Source organism: Janibacter sp. LM (assembly GCF_039631275.1).
Lineage (GTDB): Bacteria > Actinomycetota > Actinomycetes > Actinomycetales > Dermatophilaceae > Janibacter > Janibacter terrae.
On record NZ_JBDIVG010000031.1, the window covers coordinates 1 to 24,874 of the forward strand.

Sequence of the window (24,874 nt, forward strand, 5' to 3'; positions counted from 1 at the left end):
TCAGGCCCCCGACGCGCCGATCAATCGTGAACGATCCGGGCTAGGGGAATGCAGCTCCAGGTCTGCATTGCCATAGGGCAATGCGGGTTCAGGTCGGCTCGAAGCTGAAGAGCTCCCCGGGCTGGCACTGCAATTCCCTGCAGATGGCGGCCAGGGTCGAGAAGCGCACGGCCTTCGCGCGGTCGTTCTTGAGGATCGACAGGTTCGCGATCGTGATGTCCACGCGGCGGGCGAGCTCGGTCAGCGTCATCCCCCGCGCTTCGAGCACGGCGTCGAGGTGGCACCGGATGGCGGTGTCGTCGTCGGTCACACGACACCGTCCAGGTCCTCGGCCATCGCCACCCCGGCTCGCCACACCTCCGCCACGACCCCGATGAGCACACCCAGCAGCACGGGGGCGAAGCTGATGTGCCAGTCGTGCCCGACGATGCCGGCAGCGGCGGAGCCGTCCAGCAGCCAGCGCCGCACCAGCTCGTCGGTGACGGCCAGGATGGTGCCACCCCCTCCCACGAGAAGAGCAAGGACGCGAAGACGACGGGCGTTGGCGCTGGTGAAGGGCGTGCCGGTGCGCACCGACCGGACCAGCTTGAGGACCACGAGCAGCGACCCTGCCGCGAGGAGGGGCCCGGCTGCCTGCCAGCAGACCCACGCCCAGCGCATCGCGAGGGTGGGGCTCAGGAAGCCCACCGACCCCACGAAGGGTCCGGTGATCTCCACCGGGGGACCGCCGGTGACCGCGTCCCTGGTGCCGTCGCTGGTGTCCTTCCACCCGGGTGCGTTGGCGACGGAGACCCCCGCGTCGTCGTCGAAGGTGGCCCTGATGCTCATCTGGTAGGCGCTCGAGCCGATGACCGGCCACTCGGGTCGGACGGTCATCAACCCCAGGCCGTTGGGGCCCGCGACGGCGGACAGGCCAAAGGCCGCGCTCGACGCGATCGCGACCCACAGCAGGAGCTCTGCTCCGCGCAGCCGCAGACCTCGACCAGCTGACACCTGGATGCTCGTCATGGCGCGCTCCTTATCGTTTGTCAATGTTATCGATGAACGATAAGGCATCGCGGCACGCGTGGGAAGGGTCTGCGGCGCAGGAGGCTCGAACCCTGACGCGGACGCCCACTCCTGCCTTCGCCCCGCCGACGATCGGCGGGTGGGCAGCCGGTAAACTGGCCCCTCGTCCCCGGACCCGTCGAGAGGACCTCGTGACCCTGCTGCTGCTTGCCCACTTCGTGGCGGCCGCAGCTGCGCCCGGGCTCACCAAGTTGCTCGACCGACGCTCCTTCCTCGTGCTGGCGCTCGTCCCGGCGGCGACCTTCTGCTGGTTGCTCGCGCAGACCGCGAGGATCACCGACGGGCACCCGGTCGTCGAGCACGTCTCCTGGGTCCCGACCCTCGGCATGGACTTCGACCTGCGGCTGGGCACCCTGCAGTGGCTGCTCGGTCTGCTGGTGAGCGGCGTCGGCGCCCTGGCGCTGGTCTACTGCGCCTGGTACTTCCGGCGGGGCGACCCCAGCCTGTGGCGCTTCACCGGGGTGTTCACCGCCTTCGCCGGCGCGATGCTCGGGCTCGTCCTCGCCGACAACCTGCTCGCGCTCTACGTCTTCTGGGAGCTGACGACGGTCTTCTCCTACACGCTCATCGGGCACAACCCGGTGCGCTCGGCCAACCGCCGCGCCGCGATGCAGGCCCTGCTCGTCACGACCTTCGGCGGGCTCGCGATGCTCGTCGGCACCGTGATCATCGGCCAGACCTCGAGCTACACGATCAGCGAGGTCCTCGTCTCGCCGCCGCCGGCGGGGACGCTCACGACCACCGCCGCACTCCTCATGCTCCTCGGCGCGCTCACCAAGTCCGCGCAGATCCCCTTCCACTTCTGGCTGCCCGGCGCCATGGCCGCCCCGACGCCCGTGAGCGCGTACCTGCACGCCGCGTCGATGGTCAAGGCGGGCATCTACCTCATTCTGCTGCTCGAGCCGATCTTCGCCGACGCCCCCGGCTGGCGGCCGGTCCTGGTCGTCCTCGGCCTGTGGACGATGGTCCTCGGCGGCTGGCGTGCCCTGCGCCAGGACGACATCAAGCTCCTGCTCGCCTACGGCACCGTGAGCCAGCTCGGGCTCATGACCGTGCTCTCGGGCATCGGCACCAAGTCCGCCGGCCTCGCCGCCCTGGCCCTCGTGCTGTCCCACGCGCTCTTCAAGTCGGTCCTCTTCTTCACCGTCGGCATCATCGACAAGGGCACGGGCACCCGTGACCTCACCCAGCTGCACGGCCTCGCGCGCAGCGCCCCGGTCCTCGCGGTCGCGGCCACGCTCTCGGCGGCCTCGATGGCCGGCCTGCCACCCCTCGTCGGCTTCGTCGCCAAGGAGTCGGCGCTCACCGCGGCCATCGAGTCCGCACACGGCCCCCTGTCGACGACGGCCGGGTGGCTGACCGTCGTGGGCCTCGTCGCCGGCTCGACGCTCACGGTGGCCTACTCCGCGCGCTTCGTCTGGGGTGCCTTCGTGACGAAGGGGGCATCCCGCGCCGCGCCGAGCCCCACCCCCTTCGCCGCGCCCAGGGCCCTGCTCATCGCCCCGGCCCTGCTCTCCCTGACGACGCTCGCGTCGGGGTTCTTCGGCGACCCGCTCACCGAGCTCTTCCAGCCCTACGCGACGACCCTGCCGGGCGCGGAGCCGGAGCACCTGGCGCTCTGGCACGGGCTGACGCCGGCCCTCGGCCTGTCCCTGCTCGCGATCACGAGCGGCCTGGCCCTCTTCGCGGTCCGCGGACCCTTCGCGGAGCTCCAGCGGCGGGTGCCGCAGGTCGTCGACGCCGAGCGGGTCTACCAGCGGTTCATGCGGGCGCTGGACCGCTTCGCCGTCGAGGTCACCGCGCTGTCGCAGGGCGGCTCCCTGCCGACCTACCTCGGCACGATCTTCCTCGTCGTCATCCTGCTGCCCGGCGTCGTCGCCGCCTCGGCGCTCCCGGGGTCGCAGGTGCGGCTGTGGGACACCTCCAGCCAGGCGGCCGTCGGCCTCTTCGTCATCGTCTCGGCGATCCTGTCGATCCGCGGCCGCAACCGGCTGCAGTCGGTGATGTTCGTCGGCCTGACCGGCTACGGCCTCGCGCTCCTCTTCCACCTGCACGGCGCGCCCGACCTCGCCCTGACCCAGGTGCTCGTGGAGACCTTCTCGCTCGTGCTCTTCGTCCTCGTGCTGCGCAAGCTGCCCCAGGACTTCCGCCGGCGCCCGCGCACGCACCGCCGCCACTGGAAGGTCGCGCTCTCCGGCGCCATCGGCCTGGCGATCTCGGCCCTCGTCGTCGTCGCCGCCAACGCGCGCATCCACGAGCCGATCTCGCGCGCCTTCCCCCGGGAGGCCTACGACTTCGGCCACGGCCGCAATGTCGTCAACGTGACGCTCGTCGACATCCGCGCCTGGGACACCCTCGGTGAGATCAGCGTCCTCGTCGCCGCCGCGACCGGCATCGCCTCCCTCGTCTTCGTGCGGACCCAAGACGTCGATCGCTCCTGGACCCGCCGCCGCAACCAGGGGCAGATCACGCCGCTGGCCCGGGAGCGCCGCTCGGTCATCCTCGAGACCGCGACCCGCCTCGTCTTCCACGTCATGCTCGCGCTGTCGGTCTACCTGCTCTTCTCCGGCCACAACCAGGTCGGTGGCGGCTTCAGCGGCGGCCTCGTGTTCGGTCTGGCCCTGCTGGTGCGCTACCTCGCCGGCGGCCGGGAGGAGCTGGACCGGGCCGCGCCGGTGAGCGCCGGCCTCGTCCTCGGGGCGGGCCTCGTCGTCTCCGCGGTGTCGGCCCTGGCGCCGCTCGCCTTCGGCGGCACCGTCCTGCAGTCGGCGGTCCTCGAGGTCGACCTGCCGATCTGGGGCCACGTGAAGATCGTCAGCGCGCTCGGCTTCGACATCGGGGTCTACCTCATCGTCATCGGCCTCGCCCTCGATGTCGTGCGCTCCCTCGGCGCCGGCATCGACCGCCAGTCCGAGGAAGAGGAGGCCACCGCATGAACGCCATCGCCCCCAGCCTCACCCTCGTCGTCGTCGCGGGGTTCCTCATCGCCTGCGGCGTCTACCTGCTCCTCGAGCGCGCCCTCACCCGGCTGCTCCTCGGGATCGTCCTCGCGTCCAACGGCGTGGCCACGCTCTACCTCGTCGTCTCCGGACCGGCCAAGGGCGCCGCCTTCGTCGGCGACCGCCCTCCCGAGGACATGAGCGACCCCCTCCCCCAAGCCATGGTGCTCACCGCGATCGTCATCGCGCTCGCCTCGGTCGCCTTCGTCCTCTCGCTCGCCTACCGGCAGTGGCGCATCACCGGCAGCGACGACGTCCCCGACGACGCCGAGGACGACCTCATCAAGCAGCTCGCCGAGCGCGACGAGGTCTCGAGCACCTACGACCCCGACACCCAGTCCACGACCGAGGCCGACGAGGAGGACGCCACCGCATGACGCTCCACAACCTCCTCCCGCTGCCCGTCCTGCTCCCCCTGCTCGGCGCCGCGCTCACCCTCGTCGCGCGCCGCCGCCCGCGGGCCCAGGTCGCGATCAGCATCACCGTGCTCGCCGCCTGCCTGGCGATCGCCGTCGTCCTCATGTGGGGCACCCACCGCGAGGGCCCGATCGTCCTGTGGCTCGGCGCGTGGTCCGAGCCCCTCGGCATCGCGCTCGTCGCCGACCGCCTGTCGGCCCTCATGCTGCTCGTCAGCAGCTTCGTCATCCTCGTCGTGCTCGTCTTCGCCATCGGCCAGGGCGTCGCCGACGGCGACGGGGACTCTCCGCTCGCGATCTACTTCCCGACCTACCTCGTGCTCTCGGCGGGCGTGTCCAACGCTTTCCTCGCCGGTGACCTGTTCAACCTCTTCGTCAGCTTCGAGATGCTGCTCTTCGCCTCCTTCGTCCTCCTGACGCTCGGCGGGAGCGGCGCCCGGATCCGCGCGGGGACGACCTACGTCATCGTCTCGATGGTCTCCTCCTTCCTCTTCCTCGTCGCCATCGCGGCGACCTACGCCGCGGCCGGCACGGTCAACCTGGCGCAGCTCTCCCTTCGCCTGCCCGAGGTCGACTCGACGGTCGCGCTGGCGCTGCAGCTGATGCTGCTCACCGTCTTCGGCATCAAGGCCGCGGTCTTCCCGATGTCCGCGTGGCTGCCCGACAGCTACCCGTCCGCGCCGGTGCCGGTCTCCGCGGTCTTCGCCGGCCTGCTCACCAAGGTCGGCGTCTACGCGATCGTGCGCACCCAGTTCCTCCTCTTCCCGGACTCCCCGCTGCAGGGCCTGATCATGGGCGCCGGGCTCGCGACGATGGTCATCGGCATCCTCGGGGCGGTCGCCCAGCCGGGCATCAAGCGGATGCTCTCCTTCACGCTCGTGAGCCACATCGGCTACATGCTCTTCGGCATCGGGCTGGCCACGGAGGCGGGGCTGTCGGCCGCGATCTTCTACATCGCCCACCACATCACGGTGCAGACCGCGCTCTTCCTCATCTCCGGCCTCATCGAGCGGGTCGGCGGGTCCACGGTCATCGGCCGCCTCGGGGGGCTGGCGGCCAGCTCGCCGGTCCTCGCCTTCCTCTTCTTCGTCCCCGCGATGAACCTCGCCGGCATCCCGCCCTTCTCCGGGTTCGTCGGCAAGGTCGGCCTGCTGCAGGCCGGCGCGGACGAAGGGAGCGGGATGGCGTGGGCGCTCGTCGTCGGGTCGGTCGTCACCTCGATCCTCACGCTCTACGCGATCGCCAAGACGTGGGGGCACGCGTTCTGGCGGCCGCGGGCCGAGGAGGGGCAGGAGCAGACCTTCGAGTTCCCGACGCTCACCCCGTCCTTCGGGCGCCTGAGCGACGCGATCGGTGCGACCGTCGCCGAGCAATACCCCTCCACGCCGATCGCGCCGCCGCCGGCGGTCACCCGGGTCGAACGCCCGATGCCGCCGCTCATGCTCGGCGCGACCACGACCGTCGTCCTCTTCTCCCTCGGCCTCTCGCTCTTCGCCGGGCCGCTCTTCAGCTACACCGACGCGGCCGCGCGCCAGATGGTGACCCGGGACGGCTACGTCAAGGCCGTCCTCCCGCAGGAGGGGCCGTGAGCACCGAGATCCTCGAGCCGGACGGCCCGCCGCCGGACAGCGCCCGACGTCGCGGCGGGTTCCAGCCACGAGCGATCATCGCCATCGCCGTGGTGTGGGTGCTCCTGTGGGACCGCGTCTCGCTCGGCAACGTCGTCAACGGGCTGATCGTCGGGGCGGTCGTCACGCAGGTCTTCCCGTTGCCGTCCATCCAGTACTTCGGCCGGATCCACCCGTGGCACCTGCTCGTGCTCGGGACCCGCTTCCTGTGGGACCTCGTGGCCGCCGCGGTCCAGATCAGCGTGGCCACGCTGAGCCGCGTCCCGACGAAGGGTGGTTCCATCGTCGAGGTGCAGCTGCGCACGCCCTCGGAGTTCTACCTGACGATCGTCTCCGCGCTCGTCTCCCTCGTCCCCGGCTCGATCGTCGTCGAGGCACGCCGGACCGCGCACGTGCTCTACGTGCACGGCTTCGACATCACGACGCCCGAGGAGATGGAGGAGCTGCGCCGCGACGTGCTCGCGCTCGAGCTGCGGGTGGTGCGCGCCATCGGCAGCCGCGCGGAGATCGCGCAGTGCACGGAGGCGACCTCATGAGCATCATCCTCGGACTGGCCCTGGGCATGCTCTTCGCGGCCGGCGCGCTCGTGCTCGTGCGCATCACGCTCGGCCCGACCAACCTCGACCGCGCGCTGAGCGTCGACGTCATGATCGTCATCGTCACCGGCATCCTCGCCACCCAGATCGTGCGCAGCGAGGACGCGGGCACCCTGCCCGTGCTCGTCGTCTTCAGCCTGACCGGGTTCGTCGGCTCGGTGTCGGTCGCCCGCTTCATGGCCCCGCGGAAGGACGACCAGTGAGCTGGGAGCACGCCCTCGACATCGCCGGCGCGATCAGCCTCGTGCTCGGCGCCGCCCTCGCGCTCGTCGGCGCCATCGGCCTCGTGCGCCTGCCGGACCTGTACGCCCGCATGCACGCGGCGACCAAGCCGCAGACCCTGGGGCTCCTGCTCGTCCTGCTCGGGCTGGCCCTGTCCGTGCGGACCTGGGCCTCGGTCGCGACCCTGCTCATCATCGTCGCCGCACAGGCCCTCACGGCCCCCGTCTCCGCGCACATGCTCGGACGGGCCGGCTACCGCGCCGGTGTGACCGAGGACGACCTCATGCACCACGACGAGCTCGGTGACGCGCTGCGGCGCCGGGAGCAGCAGGACTGAGCCCATGCCCCACTACGCCCGGGGACGACGAAGGGGGCCGAGCGAGACGAGCTCGCTCGGCCCCCTTCGTGCGGGTGGTCCGCTCAGACGCGGCCGTAGCCAGAGACACCGTCGAAGATCGGCCGGATCGAGACCGACTTGCCGGTGCGCGGCGCGTCGATCATCATGCCGTCGCCGACGTAGATGCCCATGTGCCATGCCGGCGAGCCGAAGAAGACGAGGTCGCCGGGCTGCGGGCTGGAGACCGGGGTGGTCGCGGCCTGCTGCTCGGTCGTCGTGCGGGGCAGGGACTTGCCGGCCTTGGCGAAGACGTACTGCGTGAAGCCGGAGCAGTCGAAGCCCGACGGGGTCGTACCGCCGTAGACGTACGGGACGCCGATGTACTGCTTCGCGATCTCGATGACATTGCTCGAGGCCGCGGGGGCGGCGGGCGCGGCCGGCTCGGGAGCGGGAGCGGGCGCCTGACGCTCCTGCGAACGGCTGGGCGCGCTCTCGGTGCGCTCCTGCGTCTGCTGCTCCTGCTGCTCCTGCTCCTGCTCCTCCTGCGCCTGCTGCTCCGCGGCCCGCTCCTGCGCGGCCTGCTCCTGCGCCTCACGACGCTCCTGCGCGGCCTGCTCGCGGGCTGCCTCTCGCTCGGCGCGCATGCGCAGCTGCCACGGCGTGGGGCCGGTCGGCTTGGCGACCGGCTCGACGGCGATCTTGCCGAAGGCGGAGGCCACCGGGGACTGCGAGGCCGGGGCACTCGGCGCGGTCACCGCGGGGGCGGCCTGCGCGGCCGGCGCCGAGGCGGTCTGCACGGGGGTCCGGTCCAGCTCGGCGGCCGGCGTGGCGGCCTGGGCGGGGATGGCGATCGCGGCGATGAGACCACCGGAGGCGGCCAGCACGGCCGAGCCCTTGGCGATCGGGGTGCCCGTCTGGTGGATGATCTGGCCGAGCTCGGTCACCGGGTTGTAGCGACCGGCAGCGCGGTGGCGTCCGACATTGTGCGACACGTGTGTTACCTCTGTCCCGCTTGCGAGGTCAGCTGTCGGGTTCGGGCCAGAGGTGTGGCCCGGTCCTGCGACACCGGATCGACCCTGCGATCCGCTGCGTCCCAGGACTTCACCCCGAGGAGCATCCGCGATGCCCCATGAGTGGGTCCCCCGCTCCTGCCATGCGGTGTGTTGCACAACCGTCGCTGCGGTGACAGGACTCAGCGTCCGCGTGACGGGCCCACCCAGGGGAGGTGGACCCGTGAACCGTACCTGCAGATCACGGGAATGTCACACCAAGGTCACGGTGTGTCACGAGGAGATGGACTCCACGAAGACGTGCTCGGCCACCTCGCGGGGCAGCGAGACCCCGTCGGCGGCGGCCGAGCCGGCCCGCGTGACGATGACCCGGTCCGCCTCCTCCGCCACCGTGACGACCTCGCGGGGGCGCAGCCGCGCCTCGGTGAGCAGGGCCAGGGCCTCGTGGTCGACCTGCGCGGTCTCGCCGATCCGGCGCACCCGGAAGGGGCCGGCGAGGCCCCCGTCGACGACGTCCGTGAGGCTCGAGAGCCCCGAGAGGTAGTCGACCGTGGCTTCCTCGCCGGAGAGCAGCTCCTCGAGGCCGGGGATCGGCGTGCCGTACGGCGACTCCCGGTGCTCGGGGAGCATCGCCAGGATCTTGCGCTCGACCCGCTCGCTCATGACGTGCTCCCAGCGGCAGGCCTCGTCGTGGACGTGCTCCCACTCGAGCCCGATGACGTCGGCGAGCAGGCGCTCGGCGAGCCGGTGCTTGCGCATGACGCGGGTGGCGAGCAACCGCCCCTCGTCGGAGAGGACCAGCCGACGGTCGTGGCCGAGGCTCACGAGGCCGTCGCGCTCCATGCGGGCGATCGTCTGGGAGACGGTCGGGCCGGAGTGGCCCAGACGCTCCGCGATCCGAGCCCGCATCGGAGGGATGTCCTCCTCCTCGAGCTCGAAGATCGTCCGCAGGTACATCTCCGTGGTGTCGATGAGGTCCTTCACGGGCACCATCATGCCCTGACCCGCTCGCGGTCGGCCCGGGCGATCCACACGCTCGTCCACGCCAGGCCGGCAAGACCGGTGGCGGCGAGCACCACCGCGGCGGCCGGCAGCGAGACCAGGGCCGTCACCGCACCCAGCCCCAGCGACCCGCCGGCGTGGCCGAGCTCCCCGCACAACCGCCAGGCGCTGAGGAACTGGGCCCGGTCGCGCGTCGGCGCCGCGTCCGCCCCGAGCGTCATGACGATGCCCGACCCGAGACCGTTGCCGAGGGCCATGAGCAGCGCGACGGCGAGCAGTCCCCCCTTCGTCCCCGTGAGCGGCAGGACGAGGAAGGACGCCGAGACGACCGTGAGCAGCGCGGTCACGACCCACACCCGGCCGAGTCGGTCCATGACCCAGCCGCCCGGGTAGACGAAGAGCAGCTCCGCGGCACCCGCGACCGCGAAGACCTGCGAGGCGTCGACCCCGTCGAGACCGATGTGCACGGCCCACAGCGGCAGGATCACCAGGCGCGCGGAGCGAAGGGCGGAGATCACCGCGGCCCCGACACCCTGGGTGAGCAGGAGGTGGGCGTGGTGGCGCACGACCCGCAGCACCCCGGTGTGCGGCTCGGCGGCCCGGGCGCGCTCGTGGTCGGCGGTGAGGTCGGGCGCCGTGAGCACCGTGGCGACCGAGCCGACCGCGAGCACGACCGCCACGCCGTAGGCACCCTGCAGGCCGAGCGGGCCGATCGCGAGCGCGCCCAGCACCGGGCCGAGCAGCAGCCCGGCGCGCACCGCGCCACCGAGCAGCGACATGCCACGGGCGAGGAGCGACGGCGGCAGGACGTCGATCATGAAGCCCTGCCGGGCGAGGAAGAAGGCGGACGAGGCCAGCCCCGAGGTGAGCAGCGCGAGCGCCATGAGCCACAGCGACGGCGCCCAGCCCGCGACGGCGAGCGCGACGACGTCGAGCAGGCCGGCGCGCACGAGGGTGCGGCGCTCACCGATGCGGGCCACGAGCGACCCGGCAGGCAGGACCCCGAGGAGCTGGCCGACCCCGGTGAGGGCCACGACGAAGGCGGCCGTCCCGAGACTCGCGCCGAGCTCGTCGGCGCGCAGGGCAGCGATCGGCACGACCGCGCCGGTGGCCGACGCGGACAGGAGCGTGGGGCCGTAGGCGGGGATCGCGATCCGCCGCCAGCCGAAGGTCTCCGTGCCCGCCAACCCGCTCATCCTCTCCGTCGCCCCCGGGTCGCTAGGTTGGGGTGGTGCACACCACAGCCGAGACGACCACCGTGACCGCGCGCCACGCCGGCCCTCCCGGGTGCGGCAACGGCGGCTGGGTCAGCGGCCTGCTCACCGAACGACTCGACGATCTCGTCCCCGCCGAGGGGGACCTGACCTCGGCGACGGTACGCCTGAGCGCCCCGACGCCTCTCGAGCGTCCACTGCGGTGGGAGGTCGACGGGTCGGTCGCGGACGGCCCCGACCTGGCCGTGCACCTGCTCGCCGGGGAGACGCTGCTCGCCACCGCCCGCCGGAGCGCTGCTCCCGACCTCACGATCCCCGCGCCCGTGTCGCTCGAGGAGGCCCGGGCTGCGTGGGGTCGCTTCGACGCGGCCGGCCACCCCTACCCCGGGTGCTACGTGTGCGGGCCCGACGCCGAAGGGGGTCTGCGCGTCTTCGTCGGACCGGTCACCGGCCGCGACGACGTCCTCGCCTCCCCCGTGACCCTCACCGAGGAGGGACTGCCGCCGGTGCTCGCGGCGCTGGACTGCCCGGGTGCCTTCACCGTCGGCTTCGGCGAGGAGGCGCTGCTGCTCGGGACCTTCACCTCGACGGTCCACGCCGAGGTCCCGCTCGGGCGTGAGCTCGTCGTCATCGCCTGGGAGACCGGGCGCGAGGGCCGCAAGCGCCACACCGGCACCGCCCTGCTCGACGGCGAGCGCGTCCTCGCCTCCGCCGCCGCCACCTGGATCGCCCCCGCCGAGGAGACCTCATGACCCGCCCCCTCGCCCTCGTCACCGGTGCCAGCTCCGGCATCGGCGCCGCCACCGCCCGGGCCCTCGCCGCTGCCGGCCACGAGGTCGTCTGCGCAGCCCGGCGCACCGAGCGGATCACCGAGCTCGCCGCCGAGATCGACGGCCGCGCGGTCACCTGTGACGTCACGGACGCCGCCTCGGTCGGAGCACTCGCTGCCGAGGTCGGCGACCGGCTCGACGTCCTCGTCAACAACGCCGGCGGCGCGTACGGCCTCGACCCGGTCGCCACCGGGGACGTCGAGGACTGGCGGGCCATGTACGAGACCAACGTCATCGGGACCCTGCGCGTGACGCAGGCGCTGCTCCCTTCGCTCGTCGCGGGTGAGGGGATCATCGTCAACGTCGGCTCGACCGCTGGACGCACCTCCTACGAGGGCGGCGCCGGGTACACCGCCGCCAAGCACGCGCTCGCGACGATGACGGAGACCATGCGCCTGGAGCTCGTCGACCAGCCGGTGCGGATCACCGAGATCGCGCCGGGCATGGTGCACACGGAGGGCTTCTCGCTGACGCGGTTCAAGGGTGACGCCGAGCGCGCGGACCAGGTCTACGCGGGCGTCGCCGAGCCGCTCGTCGCGGAGGACGTCGCCGATGCGATCACGTGGATGGCGACCCGCCCCAAGCACGTCAACGTCGACCTCATGGTCATCAAGCCACGCGCGCAGGCCGCTGCGCACAAGGTCCACCGGGAGTCCTGATGATGCTGCCCACCCCGAGCACGCCGGAGACGGTCTTCACCTATGCCGCGCCGAGGTTGAAGTTCGGTCCCGGCGCGATCGCCGAGATCGGTCACGACGTGGGTGCGCTCGGTGCGCGCTCGGCCCTCGTCGTCACCGACCCGCGTCTGGCCGCGACCGGTCACCCGGAGCGGGTCGCCGAGGCCCTGCGCTCGGCCGGGTTGCGCGTCGAGGTCCACGACTCCGCCGCCGTGGAGCCGAGCGATGCGTCGCTGGCTGCCGCTGTCGAGCGGGCGAAGGGGGCGGCCCCCTTCGACGCCGTCGTCGCCGTGGGTGGCGGGTCGAGCATCGACACGGCCAAGGTGGTCTCCCTGCTCCTCACCAACCCGGGCAAGCTCATGGACTACGTCAACGCGCCCGTCGGTGGCGGTCGTGCGCCCGAGCAGCCGGTGCTGCCGGTCGTCGCGGTCCCGACGACGACGGGCACCGGAGCCGAGTCCACGACGGTCTGCGTGCTCGACGTGCTGGCAGCGAAGGTCAAGACGGGCATCAGCCACGAGCGGCTGCGCCCCGTCCTCGCGGTCGTCGACCCGGAGCTCACCGCGACCCAGCCGCCCGGGGTCACCGCGTCGGCCGGCATGGACATCCTCTGCCACGCCCTCGAGTCGTGGACCGCGCGGCCGTACACGAGCTACGAGCACAAGAGCGCCGGGCAACGGGTGCCCTACTGCGGGTCCAACCCGATCGCGGACCTCTACGCGGAGAAGGCGATGCGCCTCCTGGCCGGCGCCTTCCGCGGGGCCGTCTCGGGCGACGAGGCGGCGCGCACCGACATGGCGCTCGCGGCGACCTTCGCGGGCATGGGCTTCGGCAACGCGGGGGTGCACGTGCCGCACGCCAATGCCTACCCCGTCGCGGGTCGGGTCCACGACCTGGGCTCGGACTTCCGACCGGACGGGTACGACGTGGACGAGGCGATGGTCCCGCACGGCATGGCGGTCGCGTCGACCGCACCTGCTGCCTTCGCGCTGACCTTCGAGGCCGACCCGCAGCGGCACCTGGCAGCCGCCGGGTGGCTGGACCCGGGGGGGCTCGACGCGGACGTGCCCGAGCCGGAACGCCTCTCGGCGGTCCTGCGCCGCCTCATGCGCGACATCGGCCAGCCGTCCGGTCTGGCCGAGCTCGGTTACGGCGAGGCGGACGTCGACGGCATCGTGTCGGGGACCATGCAGCAGCAGCGGCTCCTGGCGACGGCGCCTCGCGAGGTCACCGAGGAGGACATCGCCGGCGTGGTGCGGGCCTCGATGCACCACTGGTGAGGCGGCCGGCTCGGCGCCCACCCGGTCTCCGGGGCGGGGTCAGGGCTGCAGCCGCTCCACCCGCCACGCGCTCGCCACGTCGAGTCCCCCTTCGCCGACCCGCGTCCAGCGGAAGCGGTCGTGCAGGCGGTTGCTGCGCCCCGCCCAGGCCTCGAGCTCGTCCACGACGATCCGCCAGCCACCCCAGTCCGTCGGTCGCGGCACGTCCTGCCCCTCGTACCGCGCCTCGACCTCGGCCCAGGCCCGCTCGAGCGGCTCGCGGCCCTCGACCGGCTGCGACTGGTGGGAGACCCACGCGCTGAGCTGCGACCCGCGCGGCCGCCCGGCGAAGTACGCGTCGAGGTGCGCGTCGTCGACCCGCTCGGCCCTCCCGCGGAAGCGGACCGCGCGGAACATCGCCGGCCAGGTCAGCGTCGCCGCGACGAAGGGCGTCGCCTCGAGCTGCCGGCTCTTCGTCGACGCCAGGCTCGTGACGAACCCCGGCCCCACCGGGTCCAGGAAGCGCATGAGCACCGTGCGCACGTCCGGCCGTCCCTGCTCGTCGACCGTCGCGATGGCGAAGGACAGCGGCTCGGGCACGTCCCCCCGGTCGAGCTGGCGCGCCCGGGCCTGCTCGACCCACGACGTCACGAGAGCGAAGGGAGCGCCGGGCACCTCCCCTTCGGACAGCCCCTCGCCGGAGTAGTCCACGTGGTCCGGCGACGGCGGTGTGCGGGGGATGATCCCGTCGGGCGAGGCGCTCATGGGCGCCACACTACGACGACGACTGCGATGCCTCGACGACCCGCGGCGTCAGCCAGGTCCACACGGACGCCGCGCCGGCCGGCGAGAAGTGCACGGTGTCGCTGTAGAGCGGCACCCCGTTGATCTCGGGCGTGAAGCCGTCGGCGCACAAGGGCTCCCACAGGTCGAGGACGTCGCGCCGGACACCGGAGGTCGGCTCGGCGCCGTCTCCCTCCCCCTTCGCCCACTGCGTGACGGTCTCGTTGACCCACGCGATGTTGACGGGGTCCGAGACCGGGCCGGCGAACTGCCGCAGCGACGGGTCGAGCTTGTCGGGGTCGACCTCGCGGCAGGGCATCGTCGTGACCTGCACGTGCGTGACGCCGGCCTCGTGCGCCCGCCGCTCGATGTCGGTGAGGGTGCGGCGGACGAGCGCCGCGTGCTCCGGGGTGCGGGAGCCGATGGTCTGCCCGTCGACCTCGTGGTCCCCGATGAGCTGAGCACCGGGCAGGACGAGCAGGTCGGTCGCCCCCGCCTGGCGCACCTTGCCGGGCCACTCCTCGCGCCACCGGTCGCACGAGGCGTCCTCGGGCATGGGCTGGCCGCCGGAGAGCATCGGGGCGTCGACGAGGTCGCAGCCGATGCGCGACTGGCTGGTCATCGTCACGCCGGGGTAGGCATCGGCCTGCCAGCCGTCGGCGAGCGAGACGCCGACCGAGTCGCCGAGCAGCGCGAAGGAGACCGGTGGGTCGGCCGCGGTGAAGTCGCCGTCGGATGCGACGAGGGGCGGGACGTCGAGGTCGTCGCGGCTCACCGGACGGGTGAAGACGAAGCCCGCGAGCAGCGCCACGGCCCCGACCGCAGCGACCGGCACCGTCCACCGCGGCGGCCCGGTCCGCCGCGGCACCAGCACGCCGAAGCCGTGCCGCAGCACCGGCACCTCGAGCCAGCGGAAGGAGACGAAGGCGACGACGACGGTCACGGCGAGCTGCACGGCCACCGACAGCGCGAGCGGCAGCCCGTCGAGCACCGGACCGAGCCAGAGGTGGATCGGCCAGTGGTAGAGGTACAGGCCGTAGGTCATCTGGCCGAGCAGGACCGCGGGTCCCCAGCTCGCCAGCCGGTTGAGCGCCATCGGCCGCGGGTCGGTCGCGGAGACGCCCATCATCGCGGCGCCGATCGCGAAGAGGAGCATGCCGCCGCTCGTGAAGAGCCACTCGCTGCGCGGCCCGACGACGAAGAAGGCCGAGAGCGAGATGAGCAGGCCGACGACCCCGATGGCCTGGGTCGCGGCGAGCGAAGGGCGCCGCCCCGGTCGACCGCGGTGGTCCCGCCCGAGGAGCACCGCCACCCCGGCACCGACGAGCAGCGCCTGCGCGCGGGTGTCGGTGCCGTAGTACAGCCGGGCGAAGTCGACGCCCTGACCGGCCAGGTGGGCGGTCCAGAGCGTCGACGCGACGGCGAGCGCGCCGACGACGACCAGGCGCGCGGTGCGGCTGGTCCGGAAGAGGGCGAAGAGCGCGAGCACGAGCAGCGGCACGAGCAGGTAGAACTGCTCCTCCACGCCGAGGGTCCACGCGTGCTGCAGCGGCGAGGGGTTGCCGACCTGCTCGAAGTACGCGTCGTCCCGGCCGATGAGTCGCCAGTTCTGCACGAAGAAGAGCGAGGCCAGCACGTCACCGGCGTCGCGGTGCCGGTGGGCCGAGCCACCGAAGAGCGAGGCGACGAGCACCGCGCCGCACACGACGACGAGCGCGGGCACGAGCCGCTCGGCCCGCCGCCTGTAGAACCGCACGACGTCGATGCGACCGGTCTGCGCCCGCTCGGAGATGAGCAGCCGGGTGATGAGGTACCCGGAGAAGGCGAAGAAGTGGTTGATGCCGACCCAGCCGCCTACGAGCGCCGTGACGCCGAAGTGGTAGAGCAGCACGAGGGTGACGAAGAGCCCGCGGTACCCGTCGAGGGCGGCGAGGCGCTGCGTGCCGGCGGAGGTCGTGAGCTCACCGGTGAGACGGGACCACCTCACGGCCGCGCCTTCGCGTAGTTGTCGCTGACCTCGCCGAGCAGGTAGCTCCAGACCATCGGCGTCGCCTCGGGCGAGAAGTGCAGGTAGTCGTTGAAGACCTGGATGCCCTCGATCCGGTCCGGGTAGCCGTCAGAGCACAGCGCGCCGTGCAGGTCGACGAGCTCGACGTCGTCGTGCCCGGCCGCCCAGCCCTTGACGAGCGCGTTGATCCGGCGGGGGTCCTCGTACTCCTTGACGACCTCGGGGCTGGAGTCGAAGACGACGCGGAACTCCTCGGGGATCGACTCGCGGTTGGGCTTGCGGCAGGGGACGTTGACGATCTGGACCTGCTCCGCGCCGGCGTCGAGGGCCTCCCTTCGCACCGTGTCGAGGCGGTCGGTGATGAGGGCGCGGTACTCCCGGTCGTCGAGCCAGAGGCGCTCGCCGTCGACGACGTGCGGGACCGCGAGCAGCGGCGAGGCGAAGACGAGGAGCACGTCGTCCCGCGCGCTCTCGAAGCGGCCGGGCCACTCCCGCTTCATCTGCGTGCACAGCTCCTCGTTGCCCATCTGGAACCCGGGGGCCCAGCTCATCGGCTCGGAGAGGAGGTCGCAGCCCTCGCGCGAGTAGTTGTGCAGCTCGACCCCGGGGAAGGTCTCCCGCGGGAAGCGCTCGGTGAGGAAGAAGGGGACGGAGTCGCCGTAGACGCCGATCCGCGCCGGCTCGTCGGGCGCGTACGTCGACTGGCCGCGCACGATGTCCGGCGGCGGGCCGGCGGGGACGACCGCGGCGACCTCGGTGTCGTTGCCGTCCTGCGGGGCGCTCTGGGCGACGGCCAGTCCGCCACCGGCGAGCAGCGCGATCGGCACGACGACGGCGACGGCGGGCGTGCGGCGCAGCGACGGGGCGATCCCCCGCACGCCGTGCTTGATGACCGGGCGCTCGAGGTGCTGGTAGCTCAGGTGCGCGATTGCGACGGTGAGCACGGAGCACAGGACGAAGTCGACGATCGCGTTGTCGGACAGGCGCCCGTCGCCGACGGCCAGCCAGATCGGCCAGTGCCACAGGTAGAGCCCGTAGGACAGGCGCCCGGCGTAGGCCAGCGGGCGCCAGCCGAAGACGGTCTGGACCCAGCTCGGCCGCTCGTCGACGCAGGCGATGACGAGCAGCACGCTGCCGACGGCGAAGAAGAACATGCCGCCGAGGTTGAACATCCACCCGGAGTACGGGTCGACGACGACGAAGGAGAAGACGCTCGAGACCACACCGACGACCCCCGCGACCGCGACGACGGGCCGGGAGAAGGTCGGGACGGCCCCGCCGCGGCCGGGCGCGAGCCAGACGCCGAGGGCCGCTCCGAGGAAGAGGGCCTGGGCGCGGGTGTCGGTGCCGTAGTACACGCGGGGGTAGTCGCTCGCGTCGTGGAAGCCGACGACCGCGGTCCACACGGCCGAGGCCACGGCGGCGAGGAGGAGGACGAGCGTGATGAGGCGTCGCGAGCGCGCCACGGCCATGAGCCCGAGGACGACGAAGGGGACGAGGACGTAGAACTGCTCCTCGATCGCCAGCGTCCAGGCATGACGAAGGGGGGACGCCCCGCCCGCGGTGCCGAAGTACTGGTCGCCGTCGGCGACGAGTCGCCAGTTCATGACGTAGCCGAGGGTCGCGAGCACGTCCCCGCCGATCCTGCGCCGCACGGTGTCGTCGGCCCACACGACGGCGTAGGTGATGACGAAGGCGAGGACGAGGAAGAGCGCCGGCAGCAGGCGCCGGGCCCGCCGCCCGTAGAAGGCCAGGGCGTCGATGTCGCCGCGGGTGACCTTCTCCTCCACGAGCAGACGCACGATGAGGAAGGCAGAGAGGACGAAGAAGAGGTTGATGCACACCCACATGCCCGCGAGCTGGTCCACCCCGAAGTGGTAGGCCATGAAACCGAGCATGAAGAGCCCGCGGACGCCGTCGAGCGCGGGGCTGTACCCCAGGCGGGAACGTGCCACGGCGGGCTCCTCGTGGATCGTGGGAAGGTGGCCGCCGGAGCGGCTCCGGGCATGCTACCGGCCGGTCCTCTCCAACGAGAGTGCTTCAATGAGCACGAGCACAGCCGTTGACCAAGGGAGGCAGCATCCATGTCCGACACCGATGTCAAGCACGGCCTCGAGGGCGTCGTCGCGTTCGAGTCGGAGATCGCCGAGCCGGACAAGGCCGGGGGTGTCCTGCGCTACCGCGGGGTGGACATCAACGACCTCGTGGGCAAGGTCTCCTTCGGGCGGGTCTGGGGCCTGCTCGTGGACGACTCCTTCGACCCCGGCCTGCCGCCGGCGGAGCCCTTCCCGCTCCCCGTCCACAGCGGTGACATCCGGGTCGACGTGCAGTCCGCCCTCGCACAGCTCGCGCCGCTGTGGGGCTTCAAGCCGCTCCTGGACATCGACGACACCCAGGTCCGTGACGACCTGGCCCGCGCCTCGGTCATGGCGCTGTCCTTCATCGCCCAGTCGGCCCACGGCCAGAACACGGCGATGGTGCCGCAGGCCCGGGTCGACGAGGGCAGGACGATCGTCGAGCGCTTCATGATCCGCTGGCGCGGCGAGCCCGACCCCAAGCACGTCGAGGCCGTCGACGCGTACTTCATCTCCGCCGCCGAGCACGGGATGAACGCCTCGACCTTCACCGCCCGCGTCATCGCCTCGACCGGCGCCGACGTCGCGGCCTGCCTCTCCGGCGCGGTCGGCGCGATGTCCGGCCCGCTCCACGGCGGTGCCCCCTCGCGCGCCCAGCACATGATCGAGGGCGTCGAGCGCACCGGCGACGCGACGAAGTACGTCAAGGACGCGCTCGACCGCAAGGAGCGCCTCATGGGCTTCGGCCACCGCGTCTACCGGGCCTACGACCCGCGCGCGGCCGTCCTGCGCGAGACCTGCAGGCGCCTCGGCGCCCCCCGCTACGAGGTCGCCCTCGAGCTGGAGAAGGCAGCGATCGCCGAGCTCGCGGACCGCTACCCGGACCGCAAGATGGAGACCAACGTCGACTACTGGGCCGCGGTGCTGCTCGACTTCGCCGATGTGCCGGGCGAGATGATGACCCCGCTCTTCGTCTGCGCCCGCACCGCCGGCTGGTCCGCGCACGTGCTCGAGCAGAAGCGCACCGGTCGCCTCATCCGCCCGAGCAGCAACTACATCGGCCCCGGCCCCCGCGACATCACCGAGGTCCCCGGGTACGACGCGCTGCCGACCGTCTGACCACGGGCGACGAAGGGGACACATGCGCACGACCTCGCTGACGATCGTCGCTGCGTCCGCGGCGCTCGCCCTGGCCGCCTGCGGTGGCGACGGCGGACCCGGCCCGACGGCCGGGTCCGGGGCGAGCTCGACCGACGCGGCCACCTCGGCATCGTCCGGGGACTCCCCTTCGTCCACCGGGGGGCGCTCGAACTCCTCGACGCCCACCCCCGGGACCGCCGACCCCTCCTCGGCCACGTCGACGTCCTCGAGCACCACCGCCGGCTCGTCGACGGCGGCCCCGACGGCGACCTCGACCTACACCGGCACGCCCTTCGACGCCCGGGAGTTCACCGACAAGCTCGAGGCGGCCGTCGCTGCCAACCCGACGGTGCACATCGACGTCGAGGCGACCCTCGGCGGCCAGCAGGCCACGACCGCGACCGGCGTGCAGGACCTCGAGGCCGACGCCCTCGACATGGACGTCGACCTCAGCGGTCAGGAGCTCGGCTACCGGCTCGTCGACGGCCAGTACTACCTCGAGCAGCCGCCCAAGTGGGTCCGCGTGGCCAAGGGCTCGGGCAACCCGCTCGTCGAGCAGACCCTCGACCAGGTCAACCTGCTGAGCATGCGCAGCCAGCTCGACGCCTTCGTCGCGGGGGTCGAGAAGGCGGGCACCAAGGGCGAGGAGGACGTCGACGGGACCACGACCACGCACTACACCGCGCAGGTCGACACCGACAAGGCCTTCGCCGAGCTCGGCATGGAGCGCGGCGACGGTGTGCCCGAGACGGTCGTCTACGACGTGTGGCTCGACGAGGACGACCTCATCCGCAAGATGTCCTTCGACCTCAACGGCCTGGAGGCCACGCTCACCGCCAGCAGGTGGGGCGAGCCGGTGACGATCGACGAGCCCAGGCCCTCGCAGATCGCCAGGGGCGGCTGACCCACCCGTCGGACCGGTTGGGCCGAATCCACCGTCATGCGCCAAGATCCTTGTCGTGGCTGACGACATCACGATCCCCGAGGAGCTGCGCCCGCGCGAGGGGCGCTTCGGCTCCGGTCCCTCCCTCGTGCGTGCCGAGCAGGTCGCGTACCTGACCTCCATCGCCTCGACGGTCCTCGGGACCTCCCACCGCCAGGCGCCCGTGCGCGCGATCGTCGGCGGGCTGCGCGAGGGACTCGGCGAGCTCCTGTCCCTGCCGGACGGCTACGAGGTGGTGCTCGGCAACGGCGGGTCGACCGCGTTCTGGGACATCGCCGCGCTCGGCCTCGTCCGCGAGCACTCCCAGCACCTCGTCTTCGGCGAGTTCTCGAGCAAGTTCGCCGCGGTGACGCGCAAGGCCCCCTTCCTCGCCGATCCCGACCTGCGCTCGGCCGACCCGGGCTCGCTCTCCTCCCCAGAGGCCGTCGCGGGCGTCGACGCCTACGCCTGGCCGCACAACGAGACCTCCACCGGTGTCATGGCGCCCGTCGTGCGCCCGGCCGGCGCGGACGAGGACGCGCTCGTCCTCGTCGACGCGACCTCCGGCGCCGGCGGTCTGCCCGTCGACATCTCCCAGACCGACGCCTACTACTTCGCCCCGCAGAAGTCCTTCGGTGCCGACGGCGGCATCTGGTTCGCGGTCCTCTCCCCCGCGGCGATCGCACGCGCCGAGGAGCTCGCGGCGAGCGGGCGCTGGATCCCGGACTTCCTCTCCCTCACCGCGGCGATCGACAACTCCCGCAAGGACCAGACCCTCAACACGCCCGCCGTGGCGACGCTCGCGCTCATGGCCGAGCAGGTGCGGTGGATGAACGAGTCCGGGGGCCTGGCCTTCACGTCGGGCCGCACGGCCGACAGCTCCTCGCGGATCCACGACTGGGCGACGAAGGGGGATGCCACGAGCCTCTTCGTGACCGACCCGGCCGCCAGGTCGCAGGTCATCACGACGGTCGACTTCGTCGACGACGTGGACGCGGCCGCGATCGCGGCGACCCTGCGCCGCAACGGGATCGTCGACGTCGAGCCCTACCGCAAGCTGGGGCGCAACCAGCTGCGCATCGCCACCTTCCCCGCCGTCGACCCGGAGGACGTGTCGGCCCTGCTCGCCTGCGTCGACTTCGTGCTGGAGCGACTCTGACCCTGCGCCCGCGGGCGCGACATCTCGCGCTGCTCACCGCGAGCGGTCTCGGGGCGTTCACGGTCGGGTGGCGCCTCGACGCGGTGCACCTGCGCGGCGACGAGCTGTACTACCACGAGGCCGCACTCGGGCTGCTCGACGGCGACTGGCTCGTCAACGCGCAGCACCCGCCGCTCGTCAAGGAGCTCATGGCCCTGGCGCACCTGGCGCTCGGTGACACGCTGGTGGCCGCCCGCCTCCCCTCGGCGATCGCGACGTGGCTCACCGGGATCGTCATCGCCGTGCTCGTGTGGCGGATCGGACGGCCCGGGCGGTGGAGCACGGTCGCCGGCGTCGTCACGGCGCTGGTGTGGTGGGCGCTGCCCTTCGCGCCGGGGCGCACGGCGACGCTCGAGGCCGTCATGGGGCTCTTCGTGGCCGCCGCCCAGCTCGCCTGGCTGCACGCGGTCGCCCGACGGCAGACCCGCTGGCTGCTCGTCGGCGGTGCCGGCAGCGGTCGCGCTCCGGCGGCCACGCGGGTCGGCGCGGGTCCTCCCCTTCGCCGTGGGGGCCGCGGTCGTCGCCGGGCTGGCCTGGCTCTTCCCCTTCGTGCCGATGGAGGGCGACGCCGTCGCGGCGATGACGACGCCGGTGACCTTCCAGCTCGAGCACGCCGAGGCCGGCCACGCCGTCGTCGTGGCCGGGGAGACCCACCAGCACGCGCCGATCTGGTCCTCGCTGTGGTTCAGCGTGGAGCGGCTCGGGGTGCCGGTCGCCGCAGGTCTCGTCGTCGCGCTGCTCGTCGGGTGGGTGCGGCACGGGCTGCGGGCCACCCCCGTCGGCGTGACCCTGCTGGGTCTGGTCCTGGCGCTCTCCCTCTCCCCGGTGCAGCTGCCGCACTACCAGTACGTGTGGTGGCCGCTCCTCGTGGCGCTCGCGGGCGCCGGTCTGGCCCCGAGCTCGGGCTCGCGCTCGGGCAGACGGGCCGTCGCTGCGACGGTGGTGGCTGCGCTGGCGCTGCTGCCCGCCGTCCGGCTCGGTGTCGAGCAGGTCGAGGTCGTGGCCCGGACCCAGCCCTCCGGCCTCGTGCTGGCTCCGGACGTCGTGCGCGCCGAGGTCCCTGCCGGCACGACCCTCACCGTCTGGGCGGACCCGTGGACGGTCAGGACGGCGCTGCCCGAGCGGCACCTGACCACGCACATGCCGGGCTCCCTCGCGCCCCGGGCACTGCTCGTCGACCCCGCCTTCGCCGGCGGCTCCACGGCGGCGGACCTGGACCTGTGGCGGTCCTGCCGGCCGGTGGGCTACGAGGAGCACGAGATCGGCGGGCTGCTGCTCTTCGTGCGCCGGGCCGACCCGCACCCGGCCTTCGAGCCGGCGCCGCGCTGCCTCACCCTGCTCCCCCGCCCCGCCGGGTCGAGGTAATACCGACCGGCTATCCGGTCGGTCACCCTTCGTCCCGTGTCACCTCGACCGGACGAAGGGGGCGCGGCCGCGCCCCCCTTCGCCGCCCGGGGGGCTAGAGGAAGGCGGAGAGCACCGCGACGAGGACGAGCGACCCGAGCACGAGCCAGGTCATCGTGCGGCGGAAGCGGGGGGTCACTGGGCGGCCTGCGGGATGTCGTGGGTGGGTGCGGAGGAGACCCGGACCCTCGGGCGGCGTTGGCTGGAGTACGTCACCTCCACATTCTCGTGCCGAGCCAGCCAGGTCGACACACCGACCAGGGTGATGGCCATCGCGATCGCCCCGATGCCGATCGTCCACCGCGGCCCGAGGACGTCCCCGACCCAGCCGATGATCGGGGCGCCGAGGGGCGTGCCGCCGAAGAAGATGGCCATGTAGAGGGCCATGACCCGACCGCGCATCACCGGATCGGTGCGCATCTGGACCATCGCGTTGGCCGTCGTCATCGCCGTGAGCGCGGTCAGGCCGCAGGCGGCCAGCGCGATGGCGAAGGTCACGTAGGTCGGCGCCAGCGCGGCGCCCGTCGCGGCGAAGGTGAAGCCGACCATCGAGGTGAGCAGCACCCGCAGCCGCGGCTCGCTGCGGCGGGCGGCCATGAGCGCGGCGCTCAGCGAGCCGACCGCCATGATCGAGCCGAGCAGGCCGTAGTCCTGCGCCCCGCGGTCGAAGACCTTGGTCGCCATGAGCGCGATGGTGATCTGGAAGTTCATGCCGAAGGTGCCGAGCATGAAGATCAGCACCATGACGAGGACGATGTCGGGCCGCCCGCGCACATAGCGCAGGCCCTCGAGCGCCGAGCCGCGCCCGGTCGCGCGCGGTGCCGGCGTCAGCTCGCTCGCCCGCATGAGCAGCAGCGCGATGATCACGGAGACGAAGGTCAGGCTGTTGGCGAGCAGCGCCTCCCCCGAGCCGACCCAGGCGATGACGAGGCCGGCGACGGCCGGGCCGATGAGCCGGCCGAGGTTGAAGGACGCGGAGTTGAGCGCCACGGCATTGGCCAGCCGCTCCCGCGGGACCATCTCGGCGACGAAGGTCTGTCGGGCCGGGTTGTCGAAGGCGGTCGCGACGCCCGTGAGCAGCGCCAGGCCGTAGAAGTGCCACAGCTGCGCGCTGCCGGTCACGACGAGCACACCGCCGACGAGCGCGCTCAGGCCGAGGAGGGTCTGCGTCAGCAGCAGCAGGACGCGCTTGGGGTAGCGGTCGGCGACCGCGCCGGTCCACGGAGCGAGGAGCAGCATCGGCAGGAACTGCAGTCCCGTGACGATGCCGAGCGCGCTCGCGGAGTGGTCGGTGAGCTCGGTGAGCACGACCCAGTCCTGGGCGACGCGACCCATCCACGTGCCGACGTTGGAGACGAGACCGCCGCTCGCGTAGATGCGGTAGTTGCGGATCGAGAGGGAGGCGAAGGTCGGGCTCAACGGGCCGCGATCCTGCCGAGGATCTCGGCGGCGACCTCGAGGGCCTGTCGCTCCTCGCGGGTCAGCTCGGCCACCCGCTCGGACATCCAGCGGTCCCGGCGCCGACGGGTGCGCGCGAGGGTCTCGCGGCCCTCGGCGGTGAGCTCGACGAGCACCCGGCGCCCGTCCTGCGGGTCGTCGTGGCGCTCGACGAGGCCGTCGTCGACGAGGCAGCCGACGGTGCGGGTCATGCTCGGCGCGGAGACCTTCTCGACGTCCGCGAGCGCGCGGGGGGTGAGCGGGCCGCCCTCGAGCCGGGCCAGCACGGAGAAGTGGTGCGGCGCGACCTCGTCGGTGCTCTCGAAGCGGATCCGGCGGCTGATGCGCATGCATGCCAGGCGCAGGTCCTCGCTGAGCGAGCCCACTCCCTTCGCCCTCGTGGTCGTCTGGGTCACGGGTCTCCCTTCGTCTCGCAACAAGTTAGCACAACTCATTACCCGTGCTAACTACCTCGACGACGTCTGCATTCCCCTAGGGCAATGCAGACCTGAACCCGCATTGCCCTAGGGGAATGCGGGTTCAGGTGCGGGTCGGACCCCGCGGAGGACGAAGGGGGGAGGTCAGCCGACCCCGAGCATCCCCTTGATCGGGTCGATCGCGAAGTAGAGGACGAAGAGCGCGGCCACGA

Annotated in this window: 24 protein-coding genes and 1 riboswitch; of the genes, 13 read left to right on the forward strand and 11 right to left on the reverse strand. The window is 72.5% G+C overall.

Features of this window, described 5'->3' with window-relative positions:
* Nucleotides 1-88 precede the first annotated feature (88 nt).
* Nucleotides 89-310 carry a helix-turn-helix transcriptional regulator gene (locus ABC138_RS14930; RefSeq protein WP_345914187.1) on the reverse strand — a complete coding sequence of 74 codons (222 nt, stop codon included), beginning with the start codon at nt 308-310 and terminating at the stop codon, nt 89-91.
* Complete coding sequence (locus ABC138_RS14935; RefSeq protein WP_345914188.1) at nt 307-1,008, reverse strand: DUF2975 domain-containing protein; 702 nt, start codon at nt 1,006-1,008, stop codon at nt 307-309. The genes ABC138_RS14930 and ABC138_RS14935 overlap by 4 nt, the downstream gene beginning before the upstream one ends.
* A gap of 191 nt (nt 1,009-1,199) precedes the next feature.
* Here ABC138_RS14935 and ABC138_RS14940 point away from each other — a divergent pair, with 191 nt between their 5' ends.
* From ABC138_RS14940 to mnhG, 6 genes are read left to right on the forward strand one after another with little or no spacing between them, the layout of a single operon-like run.
* Nucleotides 1,200-4,004 (forward strand): Na+/H+ antiporter subunit A, encoded by a 2,805-nt coding sequence (locus ABC138_RS14940; protein WP_345914189.1) that lies wholly within the window; start codon nt 1,200-1,202, stop codon nt 4,002-4,004.
* On the forward strand, nt 4,001-4,444 hold the full coding sequence (locus ABC138_RS14945) for a Na(+)/H(+) antiporter subunit C (protein ID WP_068326623.1): 444 nt from the start codon (nt 4,001-4,003) through the stop codon (nt 4,442-4,444). Before ABC138_RS14940 ends, ABC138_RS14945 begins: the two co-directional genes overlap by 4 nt.
* A complete protein-coding gene (locus ABC138_RS14950; RefSeq protein ID WP_068326626.1) occupies nt 4,441-6,072 on the forward strand; it encodes a Na+/H+ antiporter subunit D in 1,632 nt (543 codons plus the stop codon). Before ABC138_RS14945 ends, ABC138_RS14950 begins: the two co-directional genes overlap by 4 nt.
* Entirely contained in the window at nt 6,069-6,647 is a 579-nt protein-coding gene (locus ABC138_RS14955) for a Na+/H+ antiporter subunit E (RefSeq protein ID WP_345914190.1), read from the forward strand. The genes ABC138_RS14950 and ABC138_RS14955 overlap by 4 nt, the downstream gene beginning before the upstream one ends.
* Entirely contained in the window at nt 6,644-6,910 is a 267-nt protein-coding gene (locus ABC138_RS14960; protein WP_068326632.1) for a monovalent cation/H+ antiporter complex subunit F, read from the forward strand. Before ABC138_RS14955 ends, ABC138_RS14960 begins: the two co-directional genes overlap by 4 nt.
* Nucleotides 6,907-7,266: a monovalent cation/H(+) antiporter subunit G gene (mnhG, locus tag ABC138_RS14965; RefSeq protein ID WP_338538798.1), complete on the forward strand. Its 360-nt coding sequence runs from the start codon at nt 6,907-6,909 to the stop codon at nt 7,264-7,266. Before ABC138_RS14960 ends, mnhG begins: the two co-directional genes overlap by 4 nt.
* A gap of 83 nt (nt 7,267-7,349) precedes the next feature.
* Here mnhG and ABC138_RS14970 read toward each other — a convergent pair whose 3' ends face one another.
* The 3 genes from ABC138_RS14970 to ABC138_RS14980 form a co-directional block, all read right to left on the reverse strand.
* Nucleotides 7,350-8,258: a C40 family peptidase gene (locus ABC138_RS14970; RefSeq protein WP_345914191.1), complete on the reverse strand. Its 909-nt coding sequence runs from the start codon at nt 8,256-8,258 to the stop codon at nt 7,350-7,352.
* A gap of 2 nt (nt 8,259-8,260) precedes the next feature.
* Nucleotides 8,261-8,473, reverse strand: a riboswitch (cyclic di-AMP (ydaO/yuaA leader).
* Nucleotides 8,474-8,549: 76 nt separating this feature from the next.
* A complete protein-coding gene (locus ABC138_RS14975) occupies nt 8,550-9,260 on the reverse strand; it encodes a metal-dependent transcriptional regulator (RefSeq protein ID WP_345914201.1) in 711 nt (236 codons plus the stop codon).
* 8 nt (nt 9,261-9,268) lie between these two features.
* A complete protein-coding gene (locus ABC138_RS14980; RefSeq protein WP_345914192.1) occupies nt 9,269-10,465 on the reverse strand; it encodes an MFS transporter in 1,197 nt (398 codons plus the stop codon).
* Between the two features lie 44 nt (nt 10,466-10,509).
* Here ABC138_RS14980 and ABC138_RS14985 point away from each other — a divergent pair, with 44 nt between their 5' ends.
* The 3 genes from ABC138_RS14985 to ABC138_RS14995 are packed head-to-tail and all read left to right on the forward strand — an operon-like array spanning nt 10,510 to nt 13,279.
* Complete coding sequence (locus ABC138_RS14985; RefSeq protein WP_170307592.1) at nt 10,510-11,244, forward strand: hypothetical protein; 735 nt, start codon at nt 10,510-10,512, stop codon at nt 11,242-11,244.
* Nucleotides 11,241-11,981, forward strand: a complete 741-nt coding sequence (locus ABC138_RS14990; RefSeq protein ID WP_068326650.1) for an SDR family NAD(P)-dependent oxidoreductase — start codon at nt 11,241-11,243, stop codon at nt 11,979-11,981. The genes ABC138_RS14985 and ABC138_RS14990 overlap by 4 nt, the downstream gene beginning before the upstream one ends.
* On the forward strand, nt 11,981-13,279 hold the full coding sequence (locus ABC138_RS14995) for a hydroxyacid-oxoacid transhydrogenase (RefSeq protein ID WP_345914193.1): 1,299 nt from the start codon (nt 11,981-11,983) through the stop codon (nt 13,277-13,279). The genes ABC138_RS14990 and ABC138_RS14995 overlap by 1 nt, the downstream gene beginning before the upstream one ends.
* Nucleotides 13,280-13,318: 39 nt before the next feature.
* On the opposite strand, the gene pdxH is transcribed toward ABC138_RS14995, so the two are convergent.
* Genes pdxH through ABC138_RS15010 form a run of 3 tightly spaced genes read right to left on the reverse strand, consistent with a single transcriptional unit; the run spans nt 13,319 to nt 18,004 of the window.
* Nucleotides 13,319-14,023, reverse strand: coding sequence for a pyridoxamine 5'-phosphate oxidase (gene pdxH, locus ABC138_RS15000; RefSeq protein WP_068424790.1), 705 nt, complete (start codon nt 14,021-14,023; stop codon nt 13,319-13,321).
* A gap of 10 nt (nt 14,024-14,033) precedes the next feature.
* On the reverse strand, nt 14,034-16,028 hold the full coding sequence (locus ABC138_RS15005) for an acyltransferase family protein (RefSeq protein ID WP_345914194.1): 1,995 nt from the start codon (nt 16,026-16,028) through the stop codon (nt 14,034-14,036).
* The gene (locus tag ABC138_RS15010; protein WP_345914195.1) at nt 16,025-18,004 is read right to left on the reverse strand and encodes an acyltransferase; all 1,980 of its coding nucleotides are present in this window, start codon (nt 18,002-18,004) and stop codon (nt 16,025-16,027) included. The genes ABC138_RS15005 and ABC138_RS15010 overlap by 4 nt, the downstream gene beginning before the upstream one ends.
* Nucleotides 18,005-18,133: 129 nt before the next feature.
* On the opposite strand from ABC138_RS15010, the gene ABC138_RS15015 reads away from it, so the two are divergent.
* The 3 genes from ABC138_RS15015 to serC are packed head-to-tail and all read left to right on the forward strand — an operon-like array spanning nt 18,134 to nt 21,345.
* Complete coding sequence (locus ABC138_RS15015) at nt 18,134-19,243, forward strand: citrate synthase 2 (RefSeq protein WP_068326662.1); 1,110 nt, start codon at nt 18,134-18,136, stop codon at nt 19,241-19,243.
* Nucleotides 19,244-19,265: 22 nt separating this feature from the next.
* Nucleotides 19,266-20,168: an LppX_LprAFG lipoprotein gene (locus ABC138_RS15020; protein WP_345914196.1), complete on the forward strand. Its 903-nt coding sequence runs from the start codon at nt 19,266-19,268 to the stop codon at nt 20,166-20,168.
* 55 nt (nt 20,169-20,223) lie between these two features.
* Nucleotides 20,224-21,345, forward strand: coding sequence for a phosphoserine transaminase (gene serC, locus ABC138_RS15025; protein ID WP_169701972.1), 1,122 nt, complete (start codon nt 20,224-20,226; stop codon nt 21,343-21,345).
* A 109-nt stretch (nt 21,346-21,454) separates the two neighbouring features.
* Here the strand turns inward: serC and ABC138_RS15030 are convergent, their stop codons facing one another.
* On the reverse strand, nt 21,455-21,748 hold the full coding sequence (locus ABC138_RS15030) for a hypothetical protein (RefSeq protein WP_345914197.1): 294 nt from the start codon (nt 21,746-21,748) through the stop codon (nt 21,455-21,457).
* Between the two features lie 80 nt (nt 21,749-21,828).
* On the opposite strand from ABC138_RS15030, the gene ABC138_RS15035 reads away from it, so the two are divergent.
* Nucleotides 21,829-22,749 (forward strand): hypothetical protein, encoded by a 921-nt coding sequence (locus ABC138_RS15035; RefSeq protein ID WP_345914198.1) that lies wholly within the window; start codon nt 21,829-21,831, stop codon nt 22,747-22,749.
* A 174-nt stretch (nt 22,750-22,923) separates the two neighbouring features.
* Here the strand turns inward: ABC138_RS15035 and ABC138_RS15040 are convergent, their stop codons facing one another.
* Nucleotides 22,924-24,207: an MFS transporter gene (locus ABC138_RS15040; protein ID WP_345914199.1), complete on the reverse strand. Its 1,284-nt coding sequence runs from the start codon at nt 24,205-24,207 to the stop codon at nt 22,924-22,926.
* Nucleotides 24,204-24,641, reverse strand: coding sequence for a MarR family transcriptional regulator (locus tag ABC138_RS15045; protein WP_345914200.1), 438 nt, complete (start codon nt 24,639-24,641; stop codon nt 24,204-24,206). The genes ABC138_RS15040 and ABC138_RS15045 overlap by 4 nt, the downstream gene beginning before the upstream one ends.
* Between the last annotated feature and the right edge of the window lie 233 nt (nt 24,642-24,874).

Bases quoted from the DNA above. Each gene is read 5' to 3' on its own strand.
- ABC138_RS15015 (WP_068326662.1), top strand. From the start codon at position 18,134: ATGTCCGACACCGATGTCAAGCACGGCCTCGAGGGCGTCGTCGCGTTC.
- ABC138_RS14990 (WP_068326650.1), top strand. From the start codon at position 11,241: ATGACCCGCCCCCTCGCCCTCGTCACCGGTGCCAGCTCCGGCATCGGC.
- pdxH (WP_068424790.1), bottom strand. From the start codon at position 14,023: ATGAGCGCCTCGCCCGACGGGATCATCCCCCGCACACCGCCGTCGCCG.
- ABC138_RS14935 (WP_345914188.1), bottom strand. From the start codon at position 1,008: ATGACGAGCATCCAGGTGTCAGCTGGTCGAGGTCTGCGGCTGCGCGGA.
- ABC138_RS15020 (WP_345914196.1), top strand. From the start codon at position 19,266: ATGCGCACGACCTCGCTGACGATCGTCGCTGCGTCCGCGGCGCTCGCC.
- ABC138_RS14960 (WP_068326632.1), top strand. From the start codon at position 6,644: ATGAGCATCATCCTCGGACTGGCCCTGGGCATGCTCTTCGCGGCCGGC.
- ABC138_RS14950 (WP_068326626.1), top strand. From the start codon at position 4,441: ATGACGCTCCACAACCTCCTCCCGCTGCCCGTCCTGCTCCCCCTGCTC.
- ABC138_RS14995 (WP_345914193.1), top strand. From the start codon at position 11,981: ATGATGCTGCCCACCCCGAGCACGCCGGAGACGGTCTTCACCTATGCC.
- ABC138_RS14945 (WP_068326623.1), top strand. From the start codon at position 4,001: ATGAACGCCATCGCCCCCAGCCTCACCCTCGTCGTCGTCGCGGGGTTC.
- ABC138_RS15030 (WP_345914197.1), bottom strand. From the start codon at position 21,748: ATGACGGCCTCGAGCGTCGCCGTGCGCCCCGGCGCGAAGGGCAGCGCC.